This window comes from Natronomonas salinimetallica (assembly GCF_013839515.1).
In the GTDB taxonomy this organism is placed as follows: Archaea; Halobacteriota; Halobacteria; order Halobacteriales; family Haloarculaceae; genus Natronomonas.
In genome coordinates, this window is record NZ_JACDNQ010000018.1 from 1 (window position 1) to 10,725 (window position 10,725).

At 62.7% G+C, this 10,725-nt stretch carries 9 protein-coding genes; 7 read left to right on the plus strand and 2 right to left on the minus strand.

The features are described 5' to 3' along the window. Positions 1–675 precede the first annotated feature (675 nt). From HZR14_RS12705 to HZR14_RS12715, 3 genes are all read left to right on the plus strand, one after another. Positions 676–930 carry a hypothetical protein gene (locus HZR14_RS12705; RefSeq protein WP_181693250.1) on the plus strand — a complete coding sequence of 85 codons (255 nt, stop codon included), beginning with the start codon at positions 676–678 and terminating at the stop codon, positions 928–930. Positions 931–1,069: 139 nt separating this feature from the next. After that, positions 1,070–1,402: a hypothetical protein gene (locus HZR14_RS12710; protein ID WP_181693251.1), complete on the plus strand. Its 333-nt coding sequence runs from the start codon at positions 1,070–1,072 to the stop codon at positions 1,400–1,402. A gap of 202 nt (positions 1,403–1,604) precedes the next feature. Next, positions 1,605–1,742, plus strand: coding sequence for a hypothetical protein (locus HZR14_RS12715; protein WP_181693252.1), 138 nt, complete (start codon positions 1,605–1,607; stop codon positions 1,740–1,742). Positions 1,743–1,994: 252 nt separating this feature from the next. Here the strand turns inward: HZR14_RS12715 and HZR14_RS12720 are convergent, their stop codons facing one another. Next, on the minus strand, positions 1,995–2,642 hold the full coding sequence (locus HZR14_RS12720) for a TorD/DmsD family molecular chaperone (RefSeq protein WP_181693253.1): 648 nt from the start codon (positions 2,640–2,642) through the stop codon (positions 1,995–1,997). Then, a complete protein-coding gene (locus tag HZR14_RS12725; RefSeq protein WP_181693254.1) occupies positions 2,642–4,786 on the minus strand; it encodes a 4Fe-4S dicluster domain-containing protein in 2,145 nt (714 codons plus the stop codon). The genes HZR14_RS12720 and HZR14_RS12725 overlap by 1 nt, the downstream gene beginning before the upstream one ends. Positions 4,787–4,955: 169 nt before the next feature. Between HZR14_RS12725 and HZR14_RS12730 the strand changes: the two genes are divergently transcribed. Genes HZR14_RS12730 through HZR14_RS12745 form a run of 4 tightly spaced genes read left to right on the plus strand, consistent with a single transcriptional unit; the run spans position 4,956 to position 10,401 of the window. Beyond that, the gene (locus HZR14_RS12730; protein ID WP_181693255.1) at positions 4,956–8,351 is read left to right on the plus strand and encodes a molybdopterin-dependent oxidoreductase; all 3,396 of its coding nucleotides are present in this window, start codon (positions 4,956–4,958) and stop codon (positions 8,349–8,351) included. 12 nt (positions 8,352–8,363) lie between these two features. Then, on the plus strand, positions 8,364–9,020 hold the full coding sequence (locus HZR14_RS12735) for a 4Fe-4S dicluster domain-containing protein (RefSeq protein WP_181693256.1): 657 nt from the start codon (positions 8,364–8,366) through the stop codon (positions 9,018–9,020). Further along, positions 9,017–9,397 (plus strand): hypothetical protein, encoded by a 381-nt coding sequence (locus tag HZR14_RS12740; RefSeq protein WP_181693257.1) that lies wholly within the window; start codon positions 9,017–9,019, stop codon positions 9,395–9,397. The genes HZR14_RS12735 and HZR14_RS12740 overlap by 4 nt, the downstream gene beginning before the upstream one ends. Next, positions 9,394–10,401, plus strand: coding sequence for a cytochrome b/b6 domain-containing protein (locus HZR14_RS12745; protein WP_181693258.1), 1,008 nt, complete (start codon positions 9,394–9,396; stop codon positions 10,399–10,401). Before HZR14_RS12740 ends, HZR14_RS12745 begins: the two co-directional genes overlap by 4 nt. The last annotated feature ends 324 nt before the right edge of the window (positions 10,402–10,725 follow it).

Sequence of the window (10,725 nt, forward strand, 5' to 3'; positions counted from 1 at the left end):
GGAGATTTGCGTCATGGACAACGGAAGCCTCCCGCTTCAATTCCTTTGATTTAGCGACCGATCCCGCCGCTGTCTAGTGATTCAACAGAGCCGTTTTAACTGATACTGGTGGACGAAATCAAATAAAACCGACTCACGAGTGATTCGCCGTTCGCTCCGTCGAACGGCGTGATCCTCGTGCGTCGTGTGTATATTCTTTTGTCCGTCAGTATGAAAGTAGGCGCTAAGCCCCCTTCCTCAGCGAGCGCCGACCGAAGAGAAGGCGCGGGCATGGAGGGGATACAGCGTTCACGAGACGCTTCGCGTCTCGTCAACGCCGCACAGTTCTCATACAATCTACAGAGATACAGCGAGAGTGCCTCGGAGTCGTACGGAAGACGACGTCCTTCGTGATGACGAGAGACGGCGTCTCTCGAACCACTTGTCCCCGAGGGACTTCACCTCAACCACTGACGCTAACGTGCAAAGCTGAGCTCGAAGAAAGATAGATGGTGCGTCTCGAAGGGGGTGCGGGGAACGCATCGACGATGCGCGACGGAACCATAGCGAACCGAACGCTGTCCCCGACCGAACGTCCCCGCTTTGACTGTGCCGAGGAAGCCGCGGCGAAGGCAAAGCGAAGTGTGGGGTAAGTTTTTCACTCCCCCCGTCCCAATTTGAGCGTGGGTAGTTAACATGGGTGTCAGAACTGCGCTTCAACAGATGCGGTGGATAACGCTCGGGGTCCTCGCAGTCGCCATCTGGGCGGTCATCGCCTGGTTCGAGGTTCTCGAACTGATCGAGTGGACGTCGATGGACTACATTGGTCGGTCGGCCCCCAGCGGGGTCGTCGGACTCATCGTCCTCGCGGGACTCACCGCGCTGTTGGTCGCCCTGTTCGGCGAACTGGGTGAAAAAGAGCCCGCGCCCGAGAGTTGGCCGCCGGAATGACGTATTTCGAGTGTACCGAATGCGGGCAGATTGGCGACTTCGCTAGGATGGAGCGATCGGAACTCCGCCAGCGGTGTCCGGTCTGTGAGGAGGAGACCCTCTGGAAAGCCGCCTTTGAGGCCGAGGGGGGGACGTCGTTTTGATCTCTTTCGAGGTCAGCGAACGTCTATCCGAGGCCGCCGAGGAGTGGGCAGAGGCTCGCCTCGAGGAGCACGACGAGGCACTCGAAACCAAGGTCGAACAGGCTCTCTTGGAGGTCGAACACCTAATCTCCGGCGCACACGAAGTCGATTTTGAGGTCGACGGCCGGACCGTCCACCACGAACCGACCGACGAGCTGGCGAGCTTTCTCGAACGACAGGCGACGGCGAAAGATATCGACGAGTCGGCGGTCCTCACCCTCTACGTCGACCTGTTCGCGCGCGTGTTCCTTGACGACGAGGAGCGACCGTCCAACGCACCGCCGACCTGATACGGACCGTTGTGGTTCGTAAATCGGGTATTGTCGTAAGTAGAGTGTAGCAACTGCTTAACCACGTCCACCTCCGAAGCCCTCTGCCGGCTGGCGGTCACCGAGCGGGATACGGTCACGTCGGGGCGGCTCAGCGACCCAACCGAACGCAAGCCGTCGGGCGCACACAAGGTTTAATACCTCGTCTTCAGTATGTGGTAGTATGTCACATAAGGACGGCGAATGGCGCCCCGAGGGGGCGACCGAGACGTTCAACGGGTTCGAGGTGTGGGACCACGGCGTCTGGCCGAACGAACTCCACACCGGCGAGGTCGACGGCGACGTCTCCCTAGCGGAGTAACGCTTTTTACTAGAATCGCGGCGAGAGTGCCCCTTCCTCAACGAGCGACCAACCGGAGCGAGTCGGGGGGGGGATGAATCGCTGTACGCCAGTACGAACCATTACGTTTGGACGTCGCGGAACGCGCGACTGTCACGAGGGGGGAACATAGAGGTTCGCCCGTGATCGAGCGGGCCATCGATACGGGGGCGCCCGTGGCAGCCGCACTCGGCGTCCTCGCGTTGCTGTCGGGCTTCGTCGTCGTGTGCGAAGCTAGCCAGGAACCTGTTGGGCGACGATCTCGTCCTCGAACTCGACGAGACCGACGAACACCTCCGCAGCGGCGAGAAAGAGGTTCGCTTCGGCTTCAACCACGTCGAACTCCGCTTGGACCGTTTCGAGGAATGCCTCATCCCACCGCCCGATATGTTCGTCGAGAAGCACCCGCTCGTAGCCGAAGGCCGCCTCCTGTCCGCGCCGTTGGCGGTCGACGAGATTTCGGAGGAACGCGAGTTCGACGGCGAGGTGGTCGTTTTCCTCGGGGTATTCCTCGTAGGGAGACCATCCCGCCGCCGAGTAGTCCGCTTCGAGTTCCGCGAGTCCCTCGCCGATGAACTCGGTGTCCTCGCGATAGTAGGTTTCGTGGGGGAGTGCTGGCGGTCGCGGCCCCACGAACAGCCGGGTGTACTCCGTCCGGAGTTCGTCGGCGACGTCCTCGACCGGCCGCGACCGATTCGCCTCGATAAACGCCTCGAGCCGCTCGAAGCCGCGGTCCATCAGGTCGTTGATCTCCCCCTCCGGGACGGTTACCTCATCGGAGAACAGCCGCCCGAGGAACTCCTCGCTGGGGGCGTCGTAGAACACCTCGATGAGGAAGTCGATTATCTCCAGTCGTGCCTCGTATATCTGGGTTTCGTCCATCAGTTTTCACCTCGTTCGTACAGCAGCCGCGTCCGACAGTCGCCGCAGTACTCGAAGACCGAGTGCGGCGACTCCGGCGCGATGCCTTCGACGGCGTCGCCGACCTCACCCCGGACCTTGTCGACGGTCCCGGCGGAGGCGAAGGGCTTCCCGCAGCGAACGCATTCCTGCATCTCGCCCTCGTAGACGCGCGTCCACGCGTCGTTCGGAAGGTCGTCGGGTGCCTCCTCGCTGTTCTCCGGGAGGAGCGACAGGTCGAGTCCGTCCTGCATCGTGATGGCCGTCTCCGGACACCCCTCCTCACAGAGGCCACAGTTGACACAGCGCTCGTGGTTGAAAAGCAGGTCGCCCTCGTTCGTCCGCTGGACGGCGTCGGTCGGACACAGGTTCGTACAGGTCGGCGTGAGGTTGCAGGCATCCGAGACCTCCATCCAGGCGAAGTCCCTCAGCCCGCGGATGACCTCCCGTTCGGGGTCGACGTGTTCGAGGAGGGTACGAACGGATTCGAGCGTCCACGCGTGGGAGGCAAAGGCCGGGCGGTCGATGTCGCCCTCCATAGTCCCGTCGGCCTCATGTTCGCCGGCGGGAACCGGCGACTCGTCTAGGCGCTCGACGACGAACATGGATAGTTCCTCGATGAACTGGCCGGGGTCGTCGGCCCCGGGTGCAAAGAAGCCGACGCGCTCGCCCAGGCCGAGGTCGGCGGTCGCGCGGTTCAGGCGCTCGACCAGTTCCTCCTTGGGGTCAGGTCCGGAGTGCAGACAGTCGCCGCCGCAGCCGACGATGGCGACGCCGTCGGCGCCCGCCGCCAGCGCGTGCATGACGTGGGCCTCCCCCACCGTGTCGGTGCAGTTGACTTTCACGGGGAGAATCGGCGGATAGGAGACGCTCTCTCCGAGTGCCGTCCGCCGGCCGTACTCGCGCAGTCGGTCGGCGGCCCGCTCCGAACAGACGAAGGCGACGACCGGCTGGTCGATGCCGCTCGACCCTCGATCGAACAGCCAGCCTCCATCGTCGTTTTCCGTCTTCAGAAGGGCCTCGACTTCGCGGGCGATGCGCCGGTTCGATGGCTCCTGAAGCTGTGTGGCGCCGGTTGGACACGCCGAGGTGCAGGCACCGCAGTTCTGACAGGCCACCTCGTCGAACTCGACGACATCGATCGATGGCCGACTGACCGCGCCGTGCGGGCAGGCGTCCGAGCAGGCGGTACAGCCCCGCTGTGAGGAGGCGCCAGCGGCACAGACGTCCATTTCGAGGTCGAGGAAGGCGGGTTTCTCGATGCCGCCGAGCTGTGACTCGACGGCCGCTATCGTGGCGGCGTCGACGGGGCCGGCGTAGTAGCCCAAACGACCGCCGCGGGTATCCGGGTCGGTGTCGGGGTGGATGACTTGGTCGACGGTGATCCGACGGGTCGTCCCGTCCATGTCGATCGCGTCGGTCGGGCACACCCCGGTCCACTCGCCATCGGGGGCATCTGCCGGAATCTGAACGGGGCGTGCGGTGACGTCGTCGGGGCCCTCCCTGACGCACTCCATACAGTCGATGCAGGCTTCGGTGACTCTCGATTCGAGGGTGAGTTCGAACTCGCCGAACCGTCCGTCGACGTCGACGATATTCCCGCGAGTGAGGTCAACGTCTTCGAGGTCGGTATCGACGTTCGCGAACTCGCGACCATCAGCGACGAGGGTCACGTCCGCCGACTCGGTGAGGGCGGCCGCCGTCTCGGCGTCGCCCACGACCGCGACCCGGTCGCCGGCGTCCCGGGAGACCGTTCTGGAGACGGCTTCCTCCTGAAGACCGGCGTGGGTTGCGTTGAGCAGTCGGGCGGTCTTGTCGGTCGCGGCTTCCCTGTCGTGGACCCATGCGGCCCGCTCGCGATGGTCGATGAACGCCGCCGCATCCGGGTGGAGGTCTTTCCGTTCGACCAACTCGCGGAACGCTCGCCGACACCGGTCGTCCGATGCCGTCACGATGAGTTGGTCGAGGTCGTACTCGTCGATGACGTGTTCGACACTGTCGAGGCCGCCCTCACAGAGCAACTCCGAGGATGCCACGACGTCAACGTCTCGAACGCCCTCTCGAACCTCCTCGAGGTCGATCCCACAGGTACCGCCACAGCCGCAAACGAATGCCCCTACGTTCATCGAGTATGTCAAATGCTACCACGAACATATGCTTTTTGTCCAACCGGTCGCCCGGCTGTCACCACGTCCTTAAAATCTGTTTGCTAACAGCCAGGTGTTTAATATAGGATGATTTCCTATATGCTAGAGAATCGCAGTCAAACAACGAGATACTCCGCATACTAATGGTATGAGCACGGAACCAGTCTCCCTCGACCTCGATCGCCGGTCGTTCATGAAGGCAAGCGCTCTGACGGGCGTCGTCGCACTCGGGGGCGGTACCGCGGGACAGGTACTCGCCCAACGCAACGACGAGGTCGACGGACAGGATACGGACGGCGAGTTGACAAAGACCATCTGTAACTACTGCTCTGTTGGGTGTGGATTCCATGGCGAACGAAAGGGCGACTCGTTCGTAGGCATGGAACCGTGGGAAGACCACCCGATAAACAACGGATCGCTCTGCTCGAAGGGAGCAGGCATCTACGAGACCGAGCACTCAGAGAAGCGTCTCAAACACCCGATGATTCGGGGTGACGGGGAGTGGCAGAAGCTCTCGTGGGATACGGCCTACGACCGTCTCGCGACCGACATCCGGGCACTGTGGCCCGATTCGGACGTATCGCCGAGCGACGCGATCGACGTCGACGAAGAACACAGCCGCGAGAGCGTGATGCTTCTCGGGAGTGCCCACCACTCCAACGAGGAGTCATACGCCATCCGAAAGCTCGCGGCGTTCATGGGGACGAACAACGTCGATCACCAAGCACGCATCTGTCACTCGACGACGGTTGCGGGGCTAGCGAACACGTGGGGCTACGGTGCGATGACCAACACCGTTCCCGACTACCGCAACTTCGAGTTGAACATCATCGTCGGGCAGAACCCCGCCGAGGCCCACCCGATCGCGATGCAGCACATCCTCGAAGGGCAGAAACGCGGCGGGGACATACTCGTCCTCGATCCGCGGTTCACGAAGACCGCGGCCCACGCCGACGAGTTCGTCCGGTTCAGGCCCGGGACCGACGTGGCGCTGATGATGGGCGTCATCAAGGAGCTCCGCGACGAGTACGGGCTGGCGATGGACCCCTCCGCAGACGACTCGGGTCAGAACATGCTCACGGACCGCGTTCAGGGCTGGGAAGACCTGGACGTAGAGCTCGATCAGTACGACAAAGAGACCGTTTCGGATATCACGTGGGTCGCCGAGGAGGATATCGAACGCATCGCGGAGATGGTCGACGAGAGCCGTCCAGAGGTTCAAATCGAGTGGGCGATGGGCGGCACCCAACACAACAACGGCACCCAAAACATCCGCTCGTACGCCGCGTTGAGCCTCGCATCCGGTAGTTCCGCCCGGAGCGGCGGCGGCCTGCAGGTCATGCGCGGCCACGCCAACGTTCAGGGTGCGACCGACCTCGCAGTGGCGAGTCACATCCTGCCGGGCTACTACGGCCTCACGGCCGGTGGCTGGTCTTGGTGGGCCGAGATCTGGGACAAGAACCCCTACACCAGCGGCTCGACGTCCTTCGCTGATATGTACGACCGCTTCGAGTTGATGCCACCGGACAAGTACGTTCGTCAGCATCCGGTCTACGAGGGGAACGACGAGGCGGACCTCCCGTCGAGTCGGGACGATCCGGGGCACGGTCCCAGTGATCCGGCCGAGAACTCGATGATGTTCCAGAACGGACTCACCGTCGCCCGCTGGTTCGAGGCGGCCCTCGACCAGGACGACCGCTATCAGGAGACGCCGATCTACCAGCCCGACCAGGTAAAGATCGCGGTGTTCTGGGGCCACTCCGCGAACTCCATCAGCGAGATGGAGCAAATGAAGGAGGGCATGGAGAACCTCGACCTGCTCGTCGTCATCGACGTGTTCCCCTCGGTCGCGAGCGTTCTCCCGGACTACGAGGACGGCCCGCCGGTGTTGCTGTTACCGGCCTCGAGCCAGTACGAGCACTACCGTTCGCTGACGAATACGAACCGATCGGTACAGTGGTCAGAACCGGTCGCCAAGCCCGCACACAACTCTCGGCCGGACCTGCGAATCATGCAGGAGTTGGCCGATGCGCTCGGGTTCGGCGAGCACTTCGACTGGGGGAGTGGCCCCGAGATGCACAACGGCAAATCGTCCTACGAGAACGTCATCCGGGAGTTCAACCTCGGGACGAACACCATCGGCTACCGCCAGACGCCCGAACGGCTCCAACAGCACTTGGAGTACGACTACGCGTTCTCTAGCGAAGATCTCAAAGGTGCCGAAGGGACGCCCGTCGAGGGCGAGTACTGGATGCTCCCGTGGCCCTGCTGGGGAGAGGGACATCCGGGGACGCCTATCATCTGGAACGACGACATGAACCCCAACGCCGGGGGTCAGGACTTCCGGACCCGGTGGGGCGTCCAGGCCCCGACGCCGGAGGAGTGGGACGAAATGCCCACCGACGCCGACTACCCGCTTCGGGAGACCGTCGACGCCGTCGGCGACAGATACGACAGCCAACAGGACGCATTGAGCCTGATTCGGGACCCCTACGTCCCCGACTGGGCCGGCAGCAGGGACGTGGCCGAGGACGGCCAGATTCACGGCGTTCCGGAGTATCCGGGCTGGAAAGTCACGCCGCCGCAGAGCCTCATTGACCCAACCCAGCGGACGCAGTCCGACGAGCTGACGATACCGCAGCGGTACGCCCTGGACAACCGGGAGTCGGTATACACCGCGGCACAGGCAATCGACGACCCCGACACCGGAAATCCGGAGTTCGACGACTACCTCGAAACCATGATCGGGGAGGGCGTCGACCCCGACTTCTACGAGGCGTACGACTACAAACAGCCCGACGCGCCGACCGGTCGGGGGCGGGCGCGGGCGGTCGTCTGGGGCTTTCTGGACACGGTTCCGGTTCACCGCGAACCCATCGAGAGTCCGCGACCGGATCTCGTCGAGGAGTGGCCGGCGAACGGTCAGCAGCAGAACTTCTACCGGCTCGACCAGAACAACGCGGCCGAACAGCAGGAGGCGATGGATATCATCCACGCTGATAGCGACGGACCGGAACTCGACACCATCATGACGACCGGCCGGCAGGTCGAACATCAGGGTGGCGGCTCGGAGACGCGATCGAACATCCATACCGCCGACCTACAACCCCACATGTACGCGGAGATAACGCCCACCAAAGCCGAGGAACTCGGCGTCGACGGCGGCGATCTCGTCGTCGTCTCGTCGACCGACCGTGGGTCGGTACTCGTGAAAGCACGGGTGACCGAACGCCCCCAAGACGAGGAGGTGTTCCTCCCGTTCCACTGGGGTGGGGTGTTCAAGGGCGAAAGTCAGGAGGGCAAATATCCCGAAGGCACCGTCCCGTACGCCATCGGAGACTCCGCGAACGCCATCACGTCACGGGGCTACGACGTCGAGACACAGATGCAGGAGACGAAGGTGTCGATGGTGGCCGTCCGCCCGGCCACCCAGGACCTACTCGAGGAGCTCGGTATGGACACGGACCTCGAGTTCCCGCAGGACCGCGACGGTATCGGCCAGCAGAAGAACTTCGACATCCGTGACAACGAAACGGTTCAATGAGGTGATACAAGCATGTCTCAATCGAACAAACAGATACTGGGCGATGGCGTAATGAGCGTCGGCGAGGGGACGCGGATCTTCCCGGACGTCGGCGCGTGCATCGACTGCGGTGGTTGTGTCGTCGCCTGCAAGCGAACGTGGGACGTTCCCCACGACGAACAACGTATCAGCATCTCGACGATGCTGGAGGGCCAAGAGGGGTCCGGGATGTCCGGTACGGCCGCGCTCGCAGCGGGTGAATCGCCCGGCGAGACGTCCATACCGATGCAGTGTTACCACTGCGAGAACGCACCCTGTGTGTCGGTGTGTCCGACCGACTCCCTCATCAAGACGGACGGTGAGTTCGTCGACGTCCGCGAGAATCTCTGTGTCGGCTGTCAGTACTGTCTCTCGGCGTGTCCGTTCGGTGCGCCGCAGTTCCCCGAGTCCGACGACGGCTCCGCACAGGTGTTCGGCACCGGCGGCAAGATGGACAAGTGTACCATGTGTGAGGAACGACAGGACGTCGGCAAGGGACCGGCCTGCGCCGAGGAGTGTTCGACCGACGCTATTCTCGTCGGACAGCCCTCGCAGATCGTCGACGAACTCGACAAACGCGACGCCGGCACGTTCTTCAACGAAACCTCGATGGAAATCATCTTCGGCGACGACGCCGGTGAGTTCCGATGAGCTACGAGACGCCCGAAGTCGAGGGGTACTCCCCAATCTCGGTCTTCGTCTCGGCGCTCATCGGTATCGTCGTCGCCGTCCTGTCAGTGTGGTGGGCCAGCGGCTTCGGGCCGTTCTACGAGACGCTCTTCCGCGTCGGTCCCACTATCGAAGACGGTGGCGTCGGCGCCGACTGGGTCGCCGGAAACACGATCCCAGTCCTCGACTTCCTCATCGCGCTGGTTCACGCCGCCGACGTCGTCCTAGGCGTGTTCGTCCTGTTCTTGCTGTTCCTCCACTGGGCGAGTTTCCGCCGCATCGCCGCTCGGATGCGGCACCCCGGGGAGGGCGGGACGGTGAGGGCCGACGGCTCCGGTGAAGGAGGTGAGACCGAATGACGAACCTCGACCACGGCAAGTTCACGCGGGTGACGACGCTTTTCCATTCGCTTTTGGCGCTCGACGTGTTCTTGCTGTTCTTCACCGGCTACGCCATCATGTTCAATTCGGAACTGTGGTGGATGATGACGCTTCTGGGTGGCGCGACGGGCGTCACCGCGCTCCATCGCGTCGCCGGGGTCAGTCTCGTCGCGCTCATCGTCTTCTGGATGGTGCTGATGGTAATCAGCCCGACAGGCCGTAGCAACTTCAAGGATGTACTCCCGGCGAAAGCCGATATCGACGCGTTCCTGCAGGACGTCCAGTTCATGCTCGGGCGAGCGGACGAACGGCATCCACACGCCCGACAGTTCGCTGGCTACGAGGCCGACGAGGCGCCGCTTCTGTCCTATGTCGGCAAGGGCGTCGTCTTCATCTTCGCCGTTGAGCTCCTGTTGCTCACCATCTCGGGGCTGCTCATCTGGTCGAAGACCGGGCTGATGCAGTACTTCGCGACGAGAACCGCCGCGATGGCGTTCGTCGTCTTCCACGGACTGCTGGGCGTCATCATGGTGATGGGGGTAATGTTCCACATCTTCGAACACGGGATGCATCCCGCGTTCTATCCCGTCGAGACGAAGGCGTTCATCCCCCGGAGCATGATCCCAGAGAGCCACGACGACGGCGACCACGAGGGGACGGGTATCGAGGAACTCGACCTCTCGCCGAGTTGGCACTCCGTGTCGACGATTTTCGGCTCGCTCGTCGTCGTCGGTATCGTCTCGGTGCTGATAGGGAGCATCGTCCGAGAGGGCTACCCAGTTCCACGAGAGCTGGTCGTCAGCGGCGACGTGACGAACCTCCTGCTCACGGTCGGCATCAACATCGGGATGTTTGTACTGTTCGCCGGCCTTGTCCTCTCGATGTACGGCAACGTGATGCGAGTCCGCTGGGAAAAGGAGATGCGACGCCAACGGGAACCCGAAACGGCCGCTGACGGTGGCGAACCGCAGACCGACGAGTGATTCAGCAAGCCATGAGTACCCTTCTATGACACGCTCATTGGTAGTAGCTTTTTCCCAAGCCAGTTCAGACGGCGATAAGGCGGTTCACATGTCTTTTTGCTTGAATACCGTCCGATCACCGGGATCTGGACAAAAAGAAACGCAGGCCGGATGGAATCAGATCGCCTTGTGACACCAATCACAGTATGGGGGCGAGATTGCGTCCTTGAGAATATTCAGCGAATGAAGTGGGTTCGGGCAGCCTTGATCTGTCGCGCGATACAGCTGGTCTCAGTCGTGGTCTGAAGCATCATCGTCGAGTGAAAGTTTGTCGAGTTGCGGTCG